Raw genomic sequence first — 20966 nt, 5'->3', positions numbered from 1 at the left:
GGAACTTTGAAGAAGTTCGCTGACGTCCGTTCTCACCTAAGGAAAGTTTCTTTGGTGACTTTTTCTCAATCCGAAGTTTCCTAGAAAATCTAGGAAACTTTTTCTATTTCATAAACATTTCACATTTCTTTTCTATAATAACTATAACAAATGATGAAAGCGTCCACATTGTATTGTCGTGGACCTTGAAATGGAGGGTAAGATCATGCTCTTACAACAGGCAATCGCCTATATTTCTCGAAAAAGAACGAGGAATCTGGTCCTCTTTCTGATTCTCCTCTTGATCCTTTCTTGCTTGTATTTCTGTTTTTCACTGATGCAAGTGGGAGAAAGGTTGGAGGACCATATCAAACAGTCGGCTGGGACCAGCTTTGCCCTGACCAGTAAGCAGGGGGCTACTCCCTTTGCACTGAAGGAGGCTAAAAAGGTGCAGCAGCTAGCTGGGGTGGGAGCCATGGTTCCTCAATATGAAAGTCCCGTTCGTATTCTTGGTAAAGAAGCGGTGACTGGGCAGCAGTCGGTAGAGCGGGATGATTTGGGTCAGGAAGCTAAGCAAGCGCTAGGCGCTGTTTTTACCCAGAAGACAGACCAGCACCTAGATTTCCGCAGTGGCAGTTTTCAACTGGTGCAAGGCAAGCACTTATCCGATAAGGCTCGCGGGCAGATCTTGATTCACCAAGAGTTGGCTAAGAAGAATAAGCTAAAGGTCGGAGATTCCTTGACCTTATCCAGCTTTCAGATGGGAGAGACTCCTGCCAAAGAGCAAACCTTTAAAATCGTTGGGATCTTTTCGGGTAAGAAACAGGAAAAATTCACAGGAATGACCTCTGATTTGAGTGAGAATCAAGTCTACCTTTCTTATGAGGATGCGACCAAGCTTCTTGGTCTCAGTCAGCAAGAAGTGACCCAGGTCACCTTTGGGGTCAAAGATCCTGAGAAAATCGATGCCCTCTTGAAGCAAGTCAAAAGCTTGGATCTGGATTGGCAATCGCTACGCGTGGTCGAAGATCGCAAGGCCTTTGACCAGATGAAGGAATCCTCTCAGACCCTAGAAGGCCTGGTGCGGATCATGATGATCGTCCTCCTGGTGACGGGAGCAGGTGCTCTATCGCTCTTACTCAGTCTCTGGACACGGGAGAGGATCCACGAAATCGGGGTTCTCTTAGCCATTGGGAAGAGCAAGGGCCGGATCTTTAGACAGTTCCTCTTGGAAGTGGTGCTGGTATCCTTACTAGCGGTGATCCCAGCCTTTCTCATCGGGCGGATGGTCAGCCATCGTTTCTTAGAGCAGTTTGTCGGACAGACCGGTCAACAGCAGACCCTAGACTTGCTCAACCAAGTCCCTCAAGGCCTTTCCTTAGGAATCGCCTATGCTAGCCTCTTGTGCTTGATCCTTCTGTCGCTCGGTGTAACGACCAGCATGATCTGGCGCAAGACCCCAAAAGAAATATTAACAAAAATGAGTTAAGGAGAAATGACATATATGCTAGAACTCAAACATGTATCCTATAGTTACCAAAGCTACCAAGAAGAGATCTTCTCAGACGTGAACTATCAGTTCAAAAATGGGACTTTTTACAGCATTATCGGTCAGTCTGGAGCAGGGAAATCAACCCTCCTATCCCTCTTGGCTGGTCTGGACAATCCCAAGAAGGGACAGGTTCTCTTTGATGGGGAGGACATCCAGACCAAAGGGTCTAGCTACCACCGCAAGCACCATGTCTCCCTGGTCTTTCAGAATTACAATCTGATTGACTATTTGACGCCACTTGAAAATGTTCGCCTGGTCAACAAACAGGCAGGGAAAGAAATTCTCTTGGAATTGGGGCTGGACGAAACGCAAATCAAACGCAATGTCCTGCAACTATCTGGAGGGCAGCAGCAACGGGTGGCCATTGCGCGTGCGCTCGTTTCAGAAGCACCTGTCATCTTGGCAGATGAGCCAACAGGAAACCTAGACGAACAGACAGCGGGTGACATTATTGCCATTTTAAAGAAGTTGGCCAAGGAACGCCAAAAATGTGTCATTGTCGTCACCCACAGTAAGGAAGTGGCAGAGGCCTCCGATGTGGTCTTGGAATTGAGTCGCCGTAGCCTCGTTGAGAAGAGCAAGTAAGGAGGGAATGCTATGTTGCGAAATGCTTTTGCTTATATCACACGTAAATGGCCCAAGTCTCTCTTGCTCTTTGCCATCATTCTCCTCATGGGGACCTTGAGCTTGATCGGACTCTCCATGAAGGGAGCGACCCAAAAAGCTTCATCGGAAAGCCTGGGATCCATCACCAATAGCTTCTCCATGCAGATCAACCGACGGACCAATCCGGGAACCCCTCGGGGAGCTGGGAATCTCAGAGGAGAGGATATCGAAAAAATCAGCCAGGTAGAGGGGATCACCTCCTCCATCAAGCGGATCAATGCCATCGCGGATATACTAGACCACGAGATCATTGAGACCGAAGAAACCCTGCAAAATCAATCTCCAGAGCGGGCCAAGCACTTCAAGAATACCTTGATGGTGACAGGGGTCAATGACTCTTCTAAAGAAGATAAGTTTGTCTCTGGAGCCTACAAGCTGGTCCAAGGGGAGCACCTGACGGATAAGGACAAAAACCAAATCCTCATGCATGAAGATTTGGCGAAAAAGAATGGCCTCAAGGTAGGCGATAAGGTGCGTCTCAAGTCTAATCTCTACGATGCTGACAATGAAAAAGGAGCCAATGAAACCGTCGAAGTGACCATTAAGGGTCTGTTTTCAGGGAAGAACCAAGCTCCTCTAACTTACGCCCAAGAATTGTATGAAGATACCCTCATTTCTGACCTAGATACAGCTGCCAAGCTCTATGGCAATACTGTTCAAACAGCTACCTATGAGGATGCGACCTTCTTTGCCAAGGGGGATCAGGACCTCGATCAATTGATCGAAAAAATCAAAGCCTTGGATATCCCATGGAATTACTTTGACTTGGTTAAGAGCTCTTCCAACTACCCAGCCTTGCAAAAATCGATCAGCAGCATGTTCCAAGTGGCGGACTACTTGTTTATCGGTAGCCTCATCTTTGCTAGCTTGCTTCTCACCCTTCTCCTCGTCTTGTGGCTCAATGCCCGTCGCAGAGAAGTGGGAATCTTGTTGGCTTTGGGACTCTCCAAGGTGCAGATTGCAGGGCAATTCGTGGCAGAATTGGTCATGATTTCCATCCCAGCCTTCCTCCTCTCCTATGGAGTTGCAGGACTTCTTGCCAAAACAGTCGGAGATACGGTACTCAAGAACGTAACCAGTGGCATTGCCAAACAAATGGCTCAAGAATCCTCTGCAGCCAACCTTGGTGGTGGAGCTGAGGCAGAAAGCTTCAGTAAGACCCTAACAGACCTCCATATGGACATCCAACCGAGCCAATTGTTGGTGATTGTTTTGGTTGGCGGCCTCCTCTTGATTCTCGTATCCATCCTTTCTTCTCAATGGCTCTTGCATAAGAAACCAAAAGATCTCTTGGTGGATGTCGAATAAGAGATTGTTTCCTAAAATAGAAATAGGGTATAATAGGAGGTAGAAGAAGTTTCTTAGATAAAAGGAAAGTGTATGAAGATACTAATCGTAGAAGATGAAGTCCTGATTCGCGAAGGGATGAGCGACTATCTCATGGAATGTGGCTATGAGGTCTTTGAAGCAGGTGATGGGCAGGAGGCCTTGGACCTCTTTCACAGAGAAGCGCCAGATCTGGTCTTGCTGGATATCCAGCTCCCTATCCTCAATGGCTTGGAAGTGCTCAAGACCATCCGGAAGACCAGCTCGGTGCCTGTCCTCATGCTGACGGCCTTCCATGACGAGGACTATAAGTTGACGGCCTTTGGAGAGTTGGCAGATGGCTACCTGGAAAAACCCTTCTCCTTGTCACTTTTAAAGGTCCGTATCGAAGCTATTTTTAAAAAGCTCCAGCCTTCCCGGGTCTTCACCTATGGAGAGGCACGGGTGGATTTTGAGAGCTACACAGCCAGCCTAGCTGGTCAACCTATCTCCATGAATGCCAAGGAGTTGGAGATCTTGGAATACTTGCTCCAGCATGAGGGCAAGGCCCGGACCCGCTCTCAGATCCTCGATGCCGTCTGGAAGGAGACAGAGGAGATTCCTTTTGATCGGGTGATCGATGTCTATATCAAGGAACTACGAAAAAAACTAGAGCTGGACTGTATCGTAACGGTACGCAATGTCGGCTATAAATTGGAGAGACCATGACCAAACGAAGTATCTTTGCAAAGATCTTTCTGATCACCTTTGCCCTATTTAGTGGCTTAGTCATCCTTCTACACGCTTCGGTTTACTTTATTTTCCCCTCGACCTATATCGAGTCCCAGCGCCAGACGATTTTGAAGAAATCCCAGGCCCTGGCCAAGAGTTTCCAAGGCCAGGAAGAAGGAACCATTGAGTCGGTCATTGACCTTTATTCCAAGACCAACGATATCAAGGTCTCGATCAAGGGCAAGGAAAAACAGAATGCCCTAGAGGTCAAGGATGACCTGCTCCTGAACCCTAACAGTCAGAACAATTCCCTGGTCATTGAGGAGCGAAAGATCCAGACCAAAGAGGGAAAAGACTTGACCTTGCAATTCTTAGCAACCGTCGATTCGCAAAAGGAAGCGCGGGACATCAGTCTGGGCTTTCTTCCCTATAGTCTTCTTGCTTCCTTTGTTCTGTCAGTGATTGCCTCCTATCTCTATGCCCGCCTGATTTCTGCTCCGATCCTTGAGATCAAGCAGATGACCAAGCGGATGAAGCGCTTGGATCGGACAGCCAGTCTTCCCATTCACTCGCAGGATGAGATCGGCGTTCTCAAGCAACAGATCAACGACCTCTATCACCATCTCCTAGAGGTGATTGACAATCTAGAGCAGCAAAAACAAGAAAATCTGAAGTTGGAGCAGATGAAGGTCGAATTCCTACGGGGAGCCTCGCATGAGCTCAAGACGCCTCTGGCCAGCTTGAAGATTATCCTAGAAAATATGCGGGATAAGATCGGCCGCTACAAGGACCGGGACCGCTATCTGTCGGTCTCCCTCGATATCGTCGATGAGATGAACCAGATCGTCCTAGAAATCCTGTCCCTGTCCTCTGTCCAAGAATTGGCCGGAGACAAGGAATGGATCCAGTTGGATCAGGTCGTAGAGCAGATCCTCGACCAGTACAAGGTCTTGGCTCAATCTCGCTCGCTCATGATTGACAATCAGATCCCAGTCAAACCAGTCTATATGAACCCAGCGATTCTGAAATTGGTCCTCTCAAATGTTATCAGTAATGCCGTCAAACATTCGGATGCCGGTGGAGAGATCCAGCTCCGTCTCGAAGAGGAAGGGACGCACTTGGCGATTGAAAATACCAGCCAGGAAATGGTAGAGACCGCTGAAATGCCAATGACCGCTAGCCGTCAGAAGAAGGAAGGCGGCTTGGGACTCTTTGTGGTCCAACACTTGCTAGACCATGAAGAACTGGCCTACCAATTTGATAAAACGGCTATGGGCTTGCGCTTCCGTATGGAGCTGCCCAAGGAGCCACAAGAATAAAAAGAGGCTGGGACAAAAGTCCTAGCCTCTCAATTATTTTTGGATTGTTGAGCAAGACGCAGTGGTTGAGTGGGCTCTACTACGCTGATTTCATCAGCTTTTACAGCCCTACTCAACTGTGCGGAGGTGGGACGACGAAATCGAATTCTAACGAATTACCGATTTCTGTCCCACTCTCTTGTATTTAATCAACCTTTTCTACCTTTAGTAACTGGCCATGTTTTAATTCATAAATGGTATCTACATAGGTCAGGATGGAGCGGTCATGGGTCACCATGATGGCGCTCTTGTTTTTGGATTTGACTTCTTTTTGGATCAATTGGGCGATTTCTTGCCCTCGATCTGGGTCTAGGCTAGCTGTTGGTTCATCGGCTAAGATGACCTGCGGATTTCCGATGAAGGCCCGAGCAATGGCTGCCCGTTGCTTTTGCCCACCGGACATCTGATTCGGGTATTGGTGGTAACAAGCTTCGATGTCAAGATCTGCCAACAAGGATTTGACTTCCTCTTGGCGTTTTTTCTTGTCCTTCTCTCCTTTTAATTTGGCTACCAGTTCTAACTGGTCACCGATTTTCATATAGGAGAGGAGCTGGTGATCCTGAAAGATAAAGCCGAGTAATTCCAGCCGTTTTTGCGTCCACTGGCCTTGGTTGAGACCGGTCAAGTCTTGGCCAGCGATGCGAATCCGCCCCTCATCCGCTGATAAAAGCAAGCCGGCGATGGCTAAGAGAGTGGACTTGCCAGATCCTGAAGGGCCCAAGATGGCGACAAATTCGTTGGGTTCGACGCTTAAATTAAGCTGATTGAGGACATGGTGCATCTGGCTACCATCGGCGTAGGATTTTCTGATATTTTCTAATGCAATAATGGCCATCTTATTCTCCATTTCCACCAATGATTTCGATTGGATCTACTTTTTTGATTTTGACAAGGGACAAGGCACCACACAAAATAGAGGTCAGGATAAAGCTAACCGAGATGGTGAGATTGTCCTTCAGGGTCATAAAGGAAGGGACGCTATTAGGTAAAAATGGTGCCATTATGGTTGCCAAGCCAAGTCCCAGCAACACTCCGATGAGGGAGATAATGGTGAGCTGGGATAGTTGGACATAGGTAATCTGGCTCATGGACATGCCAATGGCCTTCAAGACGCCGAACTGTTTCAACTTCTGCAAGGTGAGGATATAGAAGAAAACCCCAAGGATAGCAGAAGAAGCGAGTAAGAGCACCCACGTGATCATCCGTAGCGTCAGGTTTTGAGCCTTGTAGCCAGGGATTTTATCGATTACTTGCTTCTTATCCGCCACCATCAAGTTGCTGGCTAGATCGCTAGAAGGGATGCTTTTCTTGGTCACAAGGGTTTGGGCTTGCCATTGATAGCTTGGATCTGTTTTTTGTCGCATGCCTGTGTAGGTATCCGAGCTGATAAAACCAATCTCGCTGTAGCCGTATTTGGCATTTTTCGCGAAGGCCACGACCTTGAGTTTTTGCTTAGAAGTTTTGTCGATCACTTGATCGCCGACTTGGATCCCCTCATCCTCTTTGAAAGAACTGTCCAAAATGACCTCGTTTTTCTTTAAGTCGGAGATCTTGAGGTCTGTATCTTCCATGATTGGATTGAGGATTTCTTCTTCGTTGTGATCGGTCGCGAAGTAGGTGATATCCAGAGTATTGGAATCCTCTGTTTTTGAGACGGTTGCTCGCTGGATGGACAAGCCCGAATAGTCCATCCCCTCTATCTTTTGGACCTCATCTAAATCCTTCGCCGTAATAGTTGAAAAGGGGATAATCCCTTCTGAATCCGTCGAAAGGATGTAGTGCAGGGCCCCATAGTTATCGATTTGGGCCGATACTGAACGCCCCAGTCCATTTGTCAGCCCGGATAAGAACACCACCATAAACATGAGGATGGTAATGAGGAGTTCAATCAGGATAAACTTCTTGGGTTGGTATTTAATTTCATTCCATGCGATTTTCATATTCGTTCTCCTTTTAGCACGGAGGTGCTAAAGTAGCTTGGCACCTAAACATCATACTCTACCATCATACCATAAGTGAGGGGATAATATGGGGATGGTGTTTGGTAGAGTATGAAGGAATTGGATTTGTTTACTGTGTTCAATTTGATTCTCAATTATTAATTGTTAATGAATACAAAAATAAATCTGCTATAGACAAGAAAAAAAGCCTTGATTTCAAGGCTTTTCCTGTTGATTTAGATGCCCCCTGCATGGATTTGGAAAGAACTTTCATATTGAGAGTAATTAAAAATGTTGAAATTTAATTGAATTTCGGAAGGCGCTTTTAGGTATTTTCAATATCATGATTAAAAAGTAGGGCAAAAAACATACTGAATTGAACTGTTTAGTAGCTTAAATATATCATGGCGCTATCTAAAAAGTTAATTTTATAGAGTTTGTTGGAATAGTTACTGAGTTTTTTGTTTAACATCCAAACTTTATTATTATATCATGAAAATAATTAGAAAAACAGACTTGTATTATTTTGAAATTTGTATATGATGAAGGTGTAAGAACTATAAAATAGCCTGTTAGAAAGGGTAATGAAAGAATTAATCAGGCTATATAAAATTGGTGATTGGTAATTAATGTTGTAAAACAAGAAAGGAAAAGGTAAAAAATGCAAATACATAAAAAAATTTTTATAGTAGCGCTGGTTTTATCCATTTGTATCTCACTTTATTTTCTTATCAATCCGTCTAATATCTTCACCTTTCCGATCCGTGTGCATGAATTTGATGACACATTTAAATATTACATGTTTGTGAAGATTGGAATTGTATTATTATTTATCAAATTCCTACTAGATATATGCTTAGAGTATATCAAGAATTGGTTTAAAAAGTTTTGATATATCTTCACACAAAAGAGTCTGAGACAGCGTTTTGTCCCAGACTCTTTTGTGAGTTGTGAGCTCTGTTTTATAGATTCCACTGCTTGAGGGAGATTTCTCCGCTATTGAGCCAGATTTCTTCTTGCTTGTCTAATTGGACCAAGAGTTGGCCGGTATCAGAGATGTCTTTGGCGAGGCCTTGATAGGTCTGCTGGTTCTGCTCAAAAGTGACAGTTCGTCCTAGGACCAGGGAGCGCTCTTTATAGAGGTAGACCAGTTCATCGACATCTGTTTGGAAGAATTCCTTCCAGATCTCACTGATGAGGTCATTGCGGGTGATGGGACAAGGCCCTTCAAATAAGGAACCAGCCTTACTTTCTAGCTCTTCTGGAAAAGTAGGGATGGCTAAATTGAGACCGACTCCGATAATGACATCTGTGACAAGACCAGTCTCGATGGACGTGATAGCTTCGGTTAAGATTCCCCCAATTTTTTTATGGCGGTAGTAAATATCATTGACCCACTTGATATCGATATCGATCAGGGTCAGGTTTTTAATGGCCTTGTAGATGGCTCCAGCTACCATGAGGGTATATGGGGGGAGCTCCGCAGGGGGTAATTGTGGCTTGAGATGAAGGGACATGTAGATGCCCCCTTGATCAGGGCAGTAGTAGTCACGACCAAAGCGGCCCTTTCCTGCGGATTGCGAATTGGCCAGGTAGAGCGCCTTGCCTTCTTGATGGCTTTCTATGCCTAATTTTGCGTCCAATTGGGTAGAATGACATTCTTCATTCAAAGTAACGGTCAACTGGGTATTGCTTGCGATGACTTCAGGAAGAAGAATATCGCCTGAGACCAGTCTATAGCCCTTCTTTTTTAGGGATTCGATGACGACCCCATCTTTTTCCAGGCGCTGAATGGCCTTCCAGATGGAGGTGCGGGAAACACCTAGTTCTTGCGCCAGCTGCTCCCCGTTGACATAATCATCTGCCTGAGAAAGGGTTTGAAAGAGGATTTCGTGTGTTTTCATAGGACCTCCTAGCGACTGCTGTCTCGAATCGTGAGTTTAGTGGCTAATTTGACCATATAGGGAACACTTGGTTGATTCCCTTGAAAGGTTTGTCGCAACATCTGAATGGCTTGCTTGCCCATTTCTTCCGTGTAGACGGTCACTGTAGAGAGGGCAGGAAAGACATACTTGGCAATCGATGTATCATTGAAGGAAATGAGACTGACGCGATCAGGAACTGCGATTTGATGCTCCTGAAGGGACCGAAGAGCCCCGACAGCTAAGGCATCACTGGCCATGAAAAAGGCAGTTGGCAAGTCGTCGCCCAATGCTTGAATCAGTTGCTCCATCATCTGATAACCCGACTCGGTCGAGAATTGACCAACAGAGACAAAGCGCTCCTCATAAAGTCCTTTTTCCGTGAGAAACTGTTGAAAGGTTCGTTGACGGGGATCCATCTGAAGTGGTGTCGCATCTGCTGTCTCTTCCTGCCCGACCAAGAGCCCGATCTCCTTGTGGCCATGATCAAGGAAATACTCGAGAGCGGTGATGACAGAATCTTCTAGATCGGTCGTCACACAGGAATGCCCCAAATAGAGGGTATTACTATCGACAAAAATAAGGGGTTTGCCGTAGCTTTCTAGATTTCGAATGGTCTTGGGACTGAATTTTCCAAGAGCGATGATGCCGTCTGCCTCTTGAATCAAGGACCAATCGTCATTATTAAAGATACGAAAGATCTCATAGCCTATTTCCTGGGCTTGTTTTTCTAAGCCCATCCGAATGGCATAGTAGTAGAGGTCATCTAATTCTTCTTCGCGCGTGTACCATTCAAAGATGACGATTTTATGAAAATCCTCAACTGGTTGAGGCGCTGTTTTGCGGCTTTTCTTTTGGTAATGCAGTTCCTCAGCGATGCGAAGAATCCGACTGCGCGTGTCTTCACCAACCGATAAGGTCGCATCCTGGTTGAGGACGCGAGAGACCGTTGCCTGAGAAACGCCTGCTTTTTCCGCAATGTCTTTAATCGTTGCCATAGTTCATCCTTTATTGATTTCTACTTCCAGTATACTCTAAAAATTAGTAAAAAGAAATAAAATTTTACTAAATTTTATGTTTGTTGCGATATTGGCTAGGAGTCAGTTGGCTATAGGCCTTAAAGGCTTTTGAAAAATAGAGGGGATCTGAAAAGCCCACCGAGTAAGCTACAATCTTAATGCTTTCGTCCGTATTGGTCAGTAACTGTTGGGCACGCTGCATGCGGACCGAGTGCAAGAATTCCTTGGGAGAGATCTGGTGAAACTCCTTAAAAATAGTTGTCAGATAGGAGCGATGGACATTGAGGTCATCAGCGATCTCTTGAATACTCAAGTGTTCTTTGTTGTAATGCGTCTCAATCACATGCTTGCAGGTCAGGTAGAGTTGATAGGTTGGAGATGGATGGCTCCGATGGATATCGGGAGCCACTTCACTGATAAGAAATAGCAGTTCATAGATCTGCGAGAGAAGGTGGAGTTGGTAGTGAGAAGTCATTTTTGAAGCCTCTGCTTTGTGGACGAGTCGCTCCATAAACTGGCCGATCTTTTCTGTTTCCACCTCTGTTTTCTTTAAAAAGCCTTTTTCATGCAGGGTTGAAAAACGCATGAAATCACTCACCTTGGTGCCACTGATGCCAATCCAGTAGTAGGACCAAGGTTCTTCTGCATCGGCCTTGTAGTAGGTCACCTTATTTTTGGGAAGAAGAAAGAGATCCCCGGTCTCTAGGTGGATTTCTTTTTTATTGAAGTGGAAGACTCCCTTTCCTTCTGTAATAAAATGCAAGACAAAATTATCTCGGACGCTAGGGCCAAATTCATAGTTTTTTGGACAATCTTCATAGCCATAAAAATCAAGGGCTAGGTCAATGGTATCGGTTTGGTATTCAGAAAAGACTAACATAGGGAAACCTCCTACCTAACATTTTACCATATAAGTCCAACAAAATTCTATTTTCGAAAGCGTTTACATTATGTAAAATAAAGACATGCTAAAAAAGAAAGTTATTGGAACTGAATATAAAAATACATAGTGATTTTTTAGGGTCCAATGGAGGAAGATATGGCAATTCGTATCGAACAAAATTTGTTCTATGTAGAAAGTAAGGGACTGAGCCTGATCCTTGAAAATCGAGATGGCTACCTGATGCTTAAGCATCTGGGACGTCCGATCCCGTCTTATCATTTTTCCAATACGGTGCATGAGAAGGATCATGCTTTCTCTGGAAATCCAACACCTGATAATCGAACCTTCAGCTTGGATACCCAGCGTCAGATCCTAGGACAGCACGGGCTTGGAGATTTCCGAAAGCCGTCTATTCAAATCCAGCACGGCGCCACAGAGGTGACGGATTTCCTCTATGTCGGAGCCAATATCTACTCTGGCAGTGTCGAGGCAACTGGTTTTCCCAATCCACATACACTAGATAGTGCTGAAACCTTGGTCTTGGTCTTTGAAGATGATCAAGCGGCTCTTCGTTTGACCCTCTATTACACGGCTTACGAGGATCGAGCAACTATCACCAGTTTTTCAAAAATTGAAAACTGCAGTGATGAAACCGTCGTGATCCACAAGGCCCTCAGTGTGATGGCCGATGTCCCAGCAGGTGACTATGATGTCATCACCCTTCAAGGCGCTTATGCGAGAGAAAAAACAGTCCGCCGTCAGCAAGTGGAACAAGGAATCTTCTCCATCAGCTCCAACCGTGGTGCTTCTGGACACGCCCAGACTCCTGCCCTTATTCTAGCAGATCATGAAGTGACCGAAGATGCCGGTTCAGCCCTTGCCTTCCAACTGCTCTACAGTGGGAATTTTGAAGGATTTGTTCAAAAGAATCAACTCAATGAAGTTCGGGTTGGATTGGGAATCAATCCAGAAAACTTCTCTTGGGAGTTAGCGCCAAATCAGCTCTTTGATACGCCGGTAGCCATGATCAGCTACTCACATGAGGGATTGACTGGCCTCAGTCAAGAAAGTCAAGCATTTGTCCAAAATCATATCATTCCTAGTCCCTATGCTCATAAAGAACGTCCAATTCTGATCAACAACTGGGAAGCCACCTACTTTGATTTTAAAAAAGAAAAATTATTGGAGCTAGCAGATGAGGCTCAAAAAGTGGGAATCGAACTCTTTGTTCTTGATGATGGCTGGTTTGGCAATCGCTATGATGACAATCGGGCCCTTGGTGACTGGACTGTCAATGAAGAAAAATTAGGAGGAAGTCTAGCAGAATTGATCCAGGGCATCCACGACAAGGGGCTTCAATTTGGCCTTTGGGTGGAGCCAGAAATGATTTCTGTTGATAGCGACCTCTATCGGGCTCATCCGGACTGGGCTATTCAAGTCCCAGGCTACGAACACACCCATTCACGGAATCAACTGGTGCTCGATTTCTCCAATAAAGAAGTGGTGGCTTATATCAAGCAGGTCTTGGATGACATACTTGGAAAGCATGAGATCGACTATATCAAATGGGATATGAACCGCAATATCACCAAACTTGGAAATGGTAAAACCTACCTTGAAACCAAGATGCAATCTCATGCTTATATCCTGGGTCTCTATGAAGTGGTTTCTTACTTGACAGAGAAGTACGAGAACATCCTCTTTGAGTCTTGCTCCGGTGGTGGTGGCCGCAATGACCTTGGTATGATGCGTTACTTCCCACAGGTCTGGGCAAGTGACAATACGGATGCCATTGCCAGACTTCCGATCCAGTACGGATCGAGTTATCTCTATCCTACCATTTCTATGGGGGCTCACGTTTCAGCGGTTCCAAATCACCAGATGGGACGGATGACACCGCTTGAAACGCGAGGTCATGTAGCCATGATGGGAAATCTAGGCTATGAATTGGATCTAACCAGTCTTCCGCAAGAAGAGTTGGATAGGATCGCAGCTCAAGTCGCTCATTACAAAACGATTCGACCACTGGTTCAATTCGGAAAACACTACCGCTTGATCAATCCAAGTCATGGTAGCAATCAAGCAGCCGTCCAGTTCACTTATCAAGACCGCACGGTTGTAACCTATGTACGGGTCTTATCAACGGTCGAAGAGATCGAGCCGACTCTGAAACTCAAAGGGTTGGAAGAAGATGCGCTCTATCGCTTAGAAGGGACGGACCAAGTCTATTCAGGAGCTGAGCTCATGTATGCCGGCTTAACCGTCGTTCTTCCTCAGGGAGATTTCCTCAGCAAACAATATGTTTTTGTCAAAAAATAAAAGGAGACAGCCAAATGAAATGGTATAAAAAAATCGGACTTCTTGCGACTACAGGCTTAGCCTTGTTTGGGCTTGGCGCTTGCTCCAACGATGGTAAATCTGCGGATGGCACAGTGACCATCGAGTATTTCAACCAGAAAAAAGAAATGACCAAAACCTTGGAAGAAATCGCGCGTGATTTTGAAAAGGAAAATCCAAAGGTCAAGGTCAAAGTTGTCAATGTACCAAACGCTGGTGAGGTGTTGAAGACCCGTGTCCTCGCAGGTGATGTACCAGATGTGGTCAATATTTACCCACAGTCTATCGAACTGCAAGAATGGGCGAAAGCGGGTGTCTTCGAAGATTTAAGCAATAAAGACTATCTGAAACGTGTGAAAAATGGCTACGCTGAAAAATATGCTGTCAACGGAAAAGTCTACAACGTTCCTTTCACAGCCAATGCTTACGGAATCTACTACAACAAAGATAAATTCGAAGAATTGGGCTTGAAGGTTCCTGAAACTTGGGACGAATTTGAACAGTTGGTAAAAGACATCGTTGCCAAAGGACAAACTCCATTTGGGATTGCAGGAGCAGAAGCTTGGACACTCAATGGGTACAATCAATTGGCCTTTGCGACAGCAGCAGGTGGCGGAAAAGAAGCCAACCAATACCTTCGTTATTCTCAGCCAAATTCCATTAAATTGTCTGATCCGATTATGAAGGATGATATCAAGGTCATGGATATCCTTCGTATTAAAGGATCTAAGCAAAAGAACTGGGAAGGCGCTGGCTATACAGATGTTATTGGTGCCTTCGCGCGTGGAGATGTCCTCATGACACCAAATGGGTCTTGGGCCATTACAGCGATCAATGAACAAAAACCGAAATTTAAGATTGGGACCTTCATGATTCCAGGGAAAGAAAAAGGACAAAGCTTAACTGTTGGTGCGGGAGACTTAGCATGGTCTATCTCAGCTACTACCAAACATCCAAAAGAAGCCAATGCCTTTGTGGAATACATGACCCGTCCAGAAGTCATGCAAAAGTACTATGATGTGGACGGATCTCCAACAGCGATCGAAGGGGTCAAACAAGCAGGAGAGGATTCACCGCTTGCTGGGATGACCAAATATGCCTTTACGGATCGTCACTTGGTGTGGTTGCAACAATACTGGACCAGTGAAGCAGACTTCCATACCTTGACGATGAACTATGTCTTGACAGGTGATAAACAAGGAATGGTCAATGATTTGAATGCCTTCTTTAACCCGATGAAAGCGGATGTGGATTAGGAGTAGAGAGACGATGAAAAAAGTATTACAAAAATATTGGGCATGGGCTTTTGTGGTCATTCCCCTCTTATTACAAGCAATTTTCTTCTATGTGCCAATGTTCCAAGGAGCCTTTTACAGTTTTACCAACTGGACAGGTTTGACCTATAACTACAAATTTGTTGGCTTGAACAACTTTAAGCTCCTCTTTATGGATCCAAAATTCATGAATGCGATTGGCTTTACTGCAATCATCACGATTGCCATGGTAGTTGGTGAGATTGCCCTTGGGATCTTCATTGCGCGTGTCTTAAACTCTAAAATCAAAGGGCAAACCTTCTTCCGTGCTTGGTTTTTCTTCCCAGCAGTTTTGTCCGGCTTGACAGTGGCGTTGATCTTCAAACAAGTCTTCAACTACGGTCTACCAGCGATTGGGAATGCACTTCATATCGAGTTTCTCCAAACCAGTCTTTTAGGGACTAAGTGGGGAGCAATATTCGCGGCTGTCTTTGTCCTTCTTTGGCAAGGAGTAGCTATGCCCATCATTATCTTCCTAGCTGGTCTGCAATCTATTCCAACCGAGATTACAGAAGCAGCAAGAATCGATGGAGCGACGAGCAAGCAAGTCTTCTGGAATGTTGAATTGCCTTACTTGCTACCAAGTGTCTCTATGGTCTTTATCCTAGCCCTAAAAGGTGGGCTTACAGCCTTTGACCAAGTCTTTGCCATGACTGGTGGTGGTCCAAACAATGCCACAACCTCACTTGGGCTCTTGGTTTATAATTATGCCTTTAAAAACAACCAATTCGGTTATGCCAATGCCATTGCCGTAATCTTGTTCTTCTTGATTGTAGTGATTTCAATCATCCAATTGAGAGTATCTAAGAAATTTGAAATTTAAGAGGAGAAGCACGATGAAACAAGATGAAAGAAAAGCCTTGATTGGCAAATATATTCTATTGATTCTAGGATCGGTTCTGATTTTAGTGCCGCTCCTTGCCACCCTCTTTAGTTCCTTCAAACCAACCAAAGATATTGTAGATAATTTCTTTGGATTCCCGACGAATTTCACATGGGACAACTTTAGCCGTCTATTGGCTGATGGGATCGGAGGCTATTATTGGAACTCTGTCGTCATCACTGTCTTGTCTTTACTTGCAGTAATGATCTTTATCCCCATGGCAGCCTACTCCATCGCACGTAATATGAGTAAGAGAAAAGCCTTTACCATCATGTACACCCTCTTGATCCTTGGAATTTTCGTACCTTTCCAAGTCATCATGATTCCGATTACAGTTATGATGAGTAAACTCGGTTTGGCTAACACCTTTGGTTTGATCTTGCTCTACTTGACTTATGCGATTCCACAGACCCTCTTTCTCTATGTGGGGTATATCAAAATCTCTATCCCAGAAAGTTTGGATGAAGCAGCAGAAATCGATGGGGCTAATAAGTTTACAACTTATTTCCGTATCATCTTCCCAATGATGAAACCGATGCATGCGACAACTATGATCATCAATGCTCTTTGGTTCTGGAATGACTTCATGTTGCCACTCCTTGTCTTGAACCGGGATTCAAAAATGTGGACCTTGCCTTTGTTCCAATACAACTACGCAGGACAATATTTCAACGACTACGGACCAAGCTTTGCTTCTTACGTTGTCGGCATTATCAGTATCACCATTGTCTATCTCTTCTTCCAACGCCATATCATCGCAGGAATGAGCAACGGCGCAGTGAAATAAGAAATAAGATACAAAGGGACGATTCAGCTTGCTGAAAATTTCTGTAGAAAAATAGGAAATCGACGTAGTGTGCTTGCACACAAGAAGATTTATCTTTTTTCCTAAGAAATTAGTCCCGTGTTCAATTCTGTACACAAAGTAACGATTCAGCTTGCTGATTTAAATCGTATCCTAGGAAGCAATTTTAAAATAGAAAAACTCAAGAAAGCCAGGTCTCTTAAAACTTGGCTTTCAAAAAAGAAAAGGAAACCATTATGCCAATTCAAAACAAAACCATGTTAATTACTTACTCAGATAGCTTAGGAAATAACCTGAAGGACCTCTATGAAAATCTGGAGAAATATTTTGGAGATGCAGTAGGTGGGGTTCACCTCTTGCCATTTTTCCCATCAACTGGTGACCGAGGCTTTGCGCCTGTGGACTATGACCAAGTGGATCCAGCCTTTGGAGATTGGGAAGATGTCAAACGCTTGGGCGACAAGTACTATCTTATGTTTGACTTTATGATCAATCACATTTCTCGTCAATCTAAATACTACAAGGACTACCAAGAGAAGCATGACCAAAGTGCCTACAAGGACCTCTTTCTCAACTGGGACAAGTTCTGGCCAGAGAATCGCCCAACTCAAGCAGATGTGGACTTGATTTATAAGCGCAAAGACCGAGCTCCCAAGCAAGCCATCACTTTTGCGGATGGGACGACCGAGCATCTCTGGAATACCTTTGGGGAAGAGCAGATTGACCTAGACGTGACCAAGGAAGTGACCATGGACTTTATTCGCAAGACCATCGAACACCTGGCCAGCAATGGCTGTGACCTCATTCGTTTGGACGCCTTTGCCTATGCGGTGAAGAAATTGGACACCAATGATTTCTTCGTAGAGCCAGACATTTGGGATTTGTTGGATAAGGTGCGCGATATGGCGGCCAGCTACGGTGCTGAGCTCTTGCCAGAGATTCATGAACACTATTCCATCCAATTTAAGATTGCTGATCACGATTATTATGTCTATGACTTCGCGCTTCCAATGGTGACCCTCTATAGCCTCTATAGTTCAAAAGTGGAGCGCCTTGCCAAGTGGCTGAAGATGAGCCCCATGAAGCAGTTCACGACGCTGGATACCCATGATGGAATTGGGGTGGTCGATGTCAAGGATATCTTGACAGATGAAGAGATTGACTATGCTTCAAATGAGCTTTATAAGGTTGGGGCAAATGTTAAACGCAAATATTCCACAGCAGAGTACAACAATTTGGACATCTACCAAATCAATTCGACCTACTATTCAGCGCTTGGAGATGACGATCGTAAGTACTTCCTAGCCCGATTAATTCAAGCCTTTGCACCAGGTATTCCACAAGTTTATTATGTTGGATTCTTAGCTGGGAAGAATGATTTGGAACTCTTAGAAAACACCAAAGAAGGCCGCAATATCAACCGTCATTACTACAGTAATGAAGAAATTGCTCAAGAAGTGGAGCGACCAGTCGTGCAATCCCTTCTCAAGCTCTTTAGTTTCCGGAACAACTCGCAAGCTTTTGACCTAGAAGGAAGCATTGAGGTGGAAACACCAGATGATCATACCATTGTCATCACGCGCCAAAATAAAGACCAAACTTCCACAGCAGTAGCCCGAATCAATCTTGCTGATGGCACTTACCAAGTGACAGAAAATGGTCAAGACATTGTGTTTTAAAAAAATATGAACGAACTAAAGGATAAGTAAAAAATGCTTATCCTTTTTCTGTTTTATACATTGCAACCGTTTACAAAACTATAAAATAATGGTACAATATCTATTGAAAGAAAGGAGGTCGCTTTATGAAAAAAATCATTTATCCATCTGCGGCCCTATTAACGGCTTTTGCTCTATTATCCGTTCAAACAGCAAAAGCAGACACAGCTCAAGCGTCGGATCAAGCCAATGAACCGGCGGCAACAGTAGAAGAGGTGGTGGCTTCTCCAACGCCAGAAAGCACCACAGAAAATCAGGGAGAAGTGGCCGAAACACCGACGACAACAGACCGTGCAGCTGTTCCTGCTGCCTCCCCAACGGTAACATCGACAGAGACGGCATCTCCTGAAGTGGAAAAACTGATTGAAAACATGCCACTCAAACAAAAAGTGACCCAAATGATCATGCCGGACTTCCGTAAGTGGCAGGAGGCCAATCAGGAGTCGCCACAGGATCTCACCAAGGTCAATGCTGAAGTAGCAGATGCGATTGATAAATATGATTTTGGAGGCGTCATTCTTTTTGCTGAAAACGTCAAAGAAACCAAGCAGACTTTGGCTCTGACGCAAGACATGCAAAAGGCAGCGATTGAAAACAAAGCCAACAATGGCAAAATTCCGCTCTTGTTAGCCATCGACCAAGAAGGGGGGATCGTCTACCGCTTGGGTACGGGTACAGCCCTTCCCGGTAATATGGCCATCGGAGCTACCAATGATCCCAAACTAGCGAAAGAAGCTGGTCAAATTATCGGACGTGAACTTTCTGCACTAGGCTTGAATGTGGACTTCGCTCCGGTGCTAGATACCAATAACAATCCTCAAAACCCTGTGATTGGGCTTCGTTCCTTCTCATCTGACCCGAACCGGGTTGCCTACTTGGGTATTCCGATGATGAAAGGCATTCAGGACTACAATGTAGCTGTGGCAGCCAAGCATTTCCCAGGTCATGGAGATACAGCGGTCGATTCACATACAGGTTTGCCATTGGTGGATAAATCTCTTGCTGAACTTGAAAAATTGGAACTCCTTCCATTCAAAAAAGCTATGGATGAAGGGGTAGACCTCTTGATGACGGCTCATATCCAATACCCGCAGATTGAAAAAGATCAGGTCGTGTCAAAAGAAACGGGTGAGAAAATCTATGTTCCAGCGACTCTTTCTGATGATATTTTAACGGGCTTGGTACGGAAGAAATACGGCTATAAGGGCGTGATTGTCTCCGATGCTATGGGGATGGATGCTATCGCCAAGAACTTCGGTGAGGTGGAAGCTGTGAAGATGGCCATCAAAGCAGGGGTTGATTTGGTCTTGATGCCAACGACCCTTCGCAGTAAAGCCGATTTGAGCAAGATTGATACCATTGTCGATGCGGTGGTAGATGCTGTGAAAACCGGTGACATCTCAGAAGAGCGCTTAAATGATTCGGTTCGCCGGATCCTGACCCTCAAAGAAAAACGTGGGGTCTTGAATTTTGATCCAAGTGCTCGAACAGCTGAAAAAGCAGAGGAAGCAGTCGGATCTAGCCTCAATCGTGACTTGGAGCGTAAAATTGCAGCGGCAGCGGTGACGGTTGTAAAAAATGAAGAAAATACTTTGCCATTTAAGGTACAAACAGGGGACCATGTCTTACTCTTAGGAGCTTTTGAAAACGAAGTTCCTGGACTAAATTTGGGTATGCGTCGCTTAATTGCTGACGGAGTGCTTCCAAAAGATACTTCCTTTGTAGCCAAGAATTTCACCAAAGAATCCACCCTTGATAGTCTAAAAGAAGACCTAGAAAAAGCGACCCACATCGTGGTGATTTCAGAGATTGGATATGAAGGGCATTTGGATAAAAATTTCTGGCGTACCAAGATCCCAACTGAAATCGTCAATTATGCTAACACCAACCATAAAAAGGCAGCTGTCCTTTCCATCTCTAAACCTTATGATGTAGCCAACTATCCAGCAGCCAAAGCCATTTTGGCAGTCTATGGAAATAAGGGAATGGATCCAACGGAATCCCTCAAACCAGACAATGCATTTGGTCCTAATATTCCTGCAGGAGTGGAAGTCATCTTCAATGGCAAGGAACATCTAGGTACCTTACCGGTTGATATTCCAAAAATTGTAGACGGAAAAATGTCGGAAACAGAGTACGCCTACCGCATTGGTCACGGTCTCTTCTATCCAGCACCTGCACCATTGCCAACACCTGAAACCCAAGTTCCAACTTCACCAGTTCAAGATCCAACCCATCAGACACAACCAGTAGAGGTTGGTCACACTGGAACACAGGTCCTTGTTAGCAAGCAAGAAAAAGCTAGCACTCTTGATCGTCCACAAGTTACTCCGATCGCTGTGAAACAAGCCACTGATCAGGCTCCTGTCAGCGTGTCAGCAAGTCCTGCATCATCTGTATTGCCAAAAACTGGTCAAACAGAGAATCTCCTAGCTCTCATGGGCATCAGCCTCTTAACCTTCCTTGGATCTTTTGTCTATCCAAGAAAGAAACACTAAAGGATTCAGAATCTCAATTGGGTCACTCCCAATTGAGATTTTTTGGTAAACTTTTA

At 44.9% G+C, this 20966-nt stretch carries 17 protein-coding genes; 12 read left to right on the top strand and 5 right to left on the bottom strand.

All coding sequences use genetic code 11. The annotated features are described in order from the left end of the window. Positions 1 to 205 precede the first annotated feature (205 nt). The 5 genes from P5Y91_RS01535 to P5Y91_RS01515 all read left to right on the top strand — a co-directional run bounded on the left by P5Y91_RS01535 (position 206) and on the right by P5Y91_RS01515 (position 5553). The gene (locus P5Y91_RS01535) at positions 206 to 1468 is read left to right on the top strand and encodes an ABC transporter permease (protein ID WP_277838800.1); all 1263 of its coding nucleotides are present in this window, start codon (positions 206 to 208) and stop codon (positions 1466 to 1468) included. Between the two features lie 6 nt (positions 1469 to 1474). Beyond that, entirely contained in the window at positions 1475 to 2116 is a 642-nt protein-coding gene (locus P5Y91_RS01530; protein WP_031575592.1) for an ABC transporter ATP-binding protein, read from the top strand. 12 nt (positions 2117 to 2128) lie between these two features. Continuing rightward, positions 2129 to 3505, top strand: a complete 1377-nt coding sequence (locus tag P5Y91_RS01525) for an ABC transporter permease (RefSeq protein ID WP_155124794.1) — start codon at positions 2129 to 2131, stop codon at positions 3503 to 3505. Positions 3506 to 3577: 72 nt separating this feature from the next. Continuing rightward, a complete protein-coding gene (locus tag P5Y91_RS01520) occupies positions 3578 to 4231 on the top strand; it encodes a response regulator transcription factor (RefSeq protein WP_070846066.1) in 654 nt (217 codons plus the stop codon). Next, a complete protein-coding gene (locus tag P5Y91_RS01515; RefSeq protein WP_155124795.1) occupies positions 4228 to 5553 on the top strand; it encodes a sensor histidine kinase in 1326 nt (441 codons plus the stop codon). Before P5Y91_RS01520 ends, P5Y91_RS01515 begins: the two co-directional genes overlap by 4 nt. 184 nt (positions 5554 to 5737) lie before the next feature. On the opposite strand, the gene P5Y91_RS01510 is transcribed toward P5Y91_RS01515, so the two are convergent. Further along, on the bottom strand, positions 5738 to 6427 hold the full coding sequence (locus P5Y91_RS01510) for an ABC transporter ATP-binding protein (RefSeq protein WP_070846070.1): 690 nt from the start codon (positions 6425 to 6427) through the stop codon (positions 5738 to 5740). A gap of 1 nt (position 6428) precedes the next feature. Beyond that, the gene (locus P5Y91_RS01505) at positions 6429 to 7532 is read right to left on the bottom strand and encodes an ABC transporter permease (protein ID WP_277838798.1); all 1104 of its coding nucleotides are present in this window, start codon (positions 7530 to 7532) and stop codon (positions 6429 to 6431) included. Positions 7533 to 7633: 101 nt separating this feature from the next. Between P5Y91_RS01505 and P5Y91_RS01500 the strand changes: the two genes are divergently transcribed. Next, complete coding sequence (locus P5Y91_RS01500) at positions 7634 to 7837, top strand: hypothetical protein (protein ID WP_049491938.1); 204 nt, start codon at positions 7634 to 7636, stop codon at positions 7835 to 7837. Between the two features lie 657 nt (positions 7838 to 8494). On the opposite strand, the gene birA is transcribed toward P5Y91_RS01500, so the two are convergent. The 3 genes from birA to P5Y91_RS01485 form a co-directional block, all read right to left on the bottom strand. Continuing rightward, complete coding sequence (gene birA / locus P5Y91_RS01495; RefSeq protein WP_155124797.1) at positions 8495 to 9436, bottom strand: bifunctional biotin--[acetyl-CoA-carboxylase] ligase/biotin operon repressor BirA; 942 nt, start codon at positions 9434 to 9436, stop codon at positions 8495 to 8497. Positions 9437 to 9444: 8 nt separating this feature from the next. After that, positions 9445 to 10452 carry a LacI family DNA-binding transcriptional regulator gene (locus P5Y91_RS01490; RefSeq protein ID WP_155124798.1) on the bottom strand — a complete coding sequence of 336 codons (1008 nt, stop codon included), beginning with the start codon at positions 10450 to 10452 and terminating at the stop codon, positions 9445 to 9447. A gap of 67 nt (positions 10453 to 10519) precedes the next feature. Beyond that, positions 10520 to 11353: an AraC family transcriptional regulator gene (locus P5Y91_RS01485; protein WP_155124799.1), complete on the bottom strand. Its 834-nt coding sequence runs from the start codon at positions 11351 to 11353 to the stop codon at positions 10520 to 10522. A gap of 159 nt (positions 11354 to 11512) precedes the next feature. Here P5Y91_RS01485 and P5Y91_RS01480 point away from each other — a divergent pair, with 159 nt between their 5' ends. The 6 genes from P5Y91_RS01480 to P5Y91_RS01455 all read left to right on the top strand — a co-directional run bounded on the left by P5Y91_RS01480 (position 11513) and on the right by P5Y91_RS01455 (position 20910). Beyond that, a complete protein-coding gene (locus P5Y91_RS01480) occupies positions 11513 to 13675 on the top strand; it encodes an alpha-galactosidase (RefSeq protein WP_277838795.1) in 2163 nt (720 codons plus the stop codon). A 14-nt stretch (positions 13676 to 13689) separates the two neighbouring features. Further along, positions 13690 to 14949 carry an extracellular solute-binding protein gene (locus P5Y91_RS01475; protein WP_003007827.1) on the top strand — a complete coding sequence of 420 codons (1260 nt, stop codon included), beginning with the start codon at positions 13690 to 13692 and terminating at the stop codon, positions 14947 to 14949. Between the two features lie 13 nt (positions 14950 to 14962). Continuing rightward, positions 14963 to 15829, top strand: coding sequence for a carbohydrate ABC transporter permease (locus P5Y91_RS01470; RefSeq protein ID WP_023022883.1), 867 nt, complete (start codon positions 14963 to 14965; stop codon positions 15827 to 15829). Positions 15830 to 15842: 13 nt separating this feature from the next. Then, complete coding sequence (locus tag P5Y91_RS01465) at positions 15843 to 16676, top strand: carbohydrate ABC transporter permease (RefSeq protein WP_021153463.1); 834 nt, start codon at positions 15843 to 15845, stop codon at positions 16674 to 16676. Between the two features lie 254 nt (positions 16677 to 16930). After that, entirely contained in the window at positions 16931 to 18373 is a 1443-nt protein-coding gene (gtfA, locus tag P5Y91_RS01460; RefSeq protein ID WP_277838794.1) for a sucrose phosphorylase, read from the top strand. Between the two features lie 125 nt (positions 18374 to 18498). Then, complete coding sequence (locus tag P5Y91_RS01455) at positions 18499 to 20910, top strand: glycoside hydrolase family 3 N-terminal domain-containing protein (protein ID WP_277838793.1); 2412 nt, start codon at positions 18499 to 18501, stop codon at positions 20908 to 20910. The last annotated feature ends 56 nt before the right edge of the window (positions 20911 to 20966 follow it).

Origin of the sequence: Streptococcus taoyuanensis (assembly GCF_029589235.1) — a bacterium.
Classification (GTDB): Bacteria; Bacillota; Bacilli; order Lactobacillales; family Streptococcaceae; genus Streptococcus; species Streptococcus taoyuanensis.
This window is presented reverse-complemented; position numbering and strand designations above follow the sequence as displayed.

Bases quoted from the DNA above. Each gene is read 5' to 3' on its own strand.
- P5Y91_RS01520 (WP_070846066.1), top strand. From the start codon at position 3,578: ATGAAGATACTAATCGTAGAAGATGAAGTCCTGATTCGCGAAGGGATG.
- P5Y91_RS01470 (WP_023022883.1), top strand. From the start codon at position 14,963: ATGAAAAAAGTATTACAAAAATATTGGGCATGGGCTTTTGTGGTCATT.
- P5Y91_RS01535 (WP_277838800.1), top strand. From the start codon at position 206: ATGCTCTTACAACAGGCAATCGCCTATATTTCTCGAAAAAGAACGAGG.
- P5Y91_RS01480 (WP_277838795.1), top strand. From the start codon at position 11,513: ATGGCAATTCGTATCGAACAAAATTTGTTCTATGTAGAAAGTAAGGGA.
- P5Y91_RS01490 (WP_155124798.1), bottom strand. From the start codon at position 10,452: ATGGCAACGATTAAAGACATTGCGGAAAAAGCAGGCGTTTCTCAGGCA.
- P5Y91_RS01505 (WP_277838798.1), bottom strand. From the start codon at position 7,532: ATGAAAATCGCATGGAATGAAATTAAATACCAACCCAAGAAGTTTATC.
- P5Y91_RS01530 (WP_031575592.1), top strand. From the start codon at position 1,475: ATGACATATATGCTAGAACTCAAACATGTATCCTATAGTTACCAAAGC.
- P5Y91_RS01455 (WP_277838793.1), top strand. From the start codon at position 18,499: ATGAAAAAAATCATTTATCCATCTGCGGCCCTATTAACGGCTTTTGCT.
- birA (WP_155124797.1), bottom strand. From the start codon at position 9,436: ATGAAAACACACGAAATCCTCTTTCAAACCCTTTCTCAGGCAGATGAT.
- P5Y91_RS01510 (WP_070846070.1), bottom strand. From the start codon at position 6,427: ATGGCCATTATTGCATTAGAAAATATCAGAAAATCCTACGCCGATGGT.
- P5Y91_RS01485 (WP_155124799.1), bottom strand. From the start codon at position 11,353: ATGTTAGTCTTTTCTGAATACCAAACCGATACCATTGACCTAGCCCTT.
- P5Y91_RS01515 (WP_155124795.1), top strand. From the start codon at position 4,228: ATGACCAAACGAAGTATCTTTGCAAAGATCTTTCTGATCACCTTTGCC.
- gtfA (WP_277838794.1), top strand. From the start codon at position 16,931: ATGCCAATTCAAAACAAAACCATGTTAATTACTTACTCAGATAGCTTA.
- P5Y91_RS01475 (WP_003007827.1), top strand. From the start codon at position 13,690: ATGAAATGGTATAAAAAAATCGGACTTCTTGCGACTACAGGCTTAGCC.
- P5Y91_RS01525 (WP_155124794.1), top strand. From the start codon at position 2,129: ATGTTGCGAAATGCTTTTGCTTATATCACACGTAAATGGCCCAAGTCT.
- P5Y91_RS01465 (WP_021153463.1), top strand. From the start codon at position 15,843: ATGAAACAAGATGAAAGAAAAGCCTTGATTGGCAAATATATTCTATTG.